The following is a 901-nucleotide window of genomic DNA, read 5'->3' as shown; positions in this document are numbered from 1 at the left end:
TCTCGTTCCACATCGAGTTGCTCAGCAGGCACGCACAGTGTGTCGCTGTGGCGGCGGGTGTTGACCTCGACACACCAGTCCCGCGCGGCCCGGTTCGCTGCGTGCACATCCAGCTGCACGTCGTCACGACCAGCGGCGATCTTGGCTTCGGTCCACAACGGTTGCGCCAGATCTGACTGCGCGTACCCGCAGAGGTTCTCCACGATCCCTTTCGATTCCGGATCGGCGCCGTGACAGAAATCCGGGGCGAACCCGTAGTGGGTGGCAAACCGCACATACGAGGGGGTGGGTACGACGACGTTGGCGACGACTCCACCTTTGAGGCAGCCCATCCGATCAGCGAGTACCTTGTTGGGTACTCCACCGATCTCCTCAAAGGCTTCAGCGATGAATCCGAGTGTGGTGGTGGATGTTTCATTGGTGGCGAACCGAACGAACCGCCAGCGTGAGAACGCCAACACCGCGCAGAACATGTGCAGGCCGCCGATCACGGCCCAATCGATGACCAGGTAGTCACCCGGAGCCCACACTGCCGGGCGACGCCCACGATGGTGATCACGGCGCCACTGTGTTTTCTCCTGGGCGACGAGACGACGGAAGTTGCGGGCCGAGCCTGCATAGCCCGCCGCTCGCGCTACTGGTAGCAGACGTTTGGCGGTGATCCGGCCGTGTGACCGCTCGACTCTCTCGGCGACCAGCTCGGCGACGGTGTCGTAGTTGCGGGCCCGTTCCTTGCGATCGGGTGGTTGATCGTCGGCCTCGAACCGGTCGACCACACGTTTGACGGTCTTGTGGGTGGTGCCGCACACCTCGGCTGCGGCGCGATAGCTTCCGAGTTCTCGGTAAGCAGAAATGATGTCCATACGGTCCTTCGCAGACTTCAATGGAACTCCCAGGCGGT

1 protein-coding gene is annotated in these 901 nt (G+C 62.7%); it reads right to left on the bottom strand.

What is annotated here, in order from left to right:
* Positions 1–884: IS21 family transposase (istA, locus tag NWF34_RS25285; RefSeq protein WP_258326404.1), on the bottom strand; the 884-nt coding region annotated here is incomplete at its 3' end.
* Positions 885–901: the final 17 nt, after the last annotated feature.

The organism is Gordonia sp. GONU (assembly GCF_024733855.1).
Lineage (GTDB): Bacteria > Actinomycetota > Actinomycetes > Mycobacteriales > Mycobacteriaceae > Gordonia > Gordonia amicalis.
This window is presented reverse-complemented; position numbering and strand designations above follow the sequence as displayed.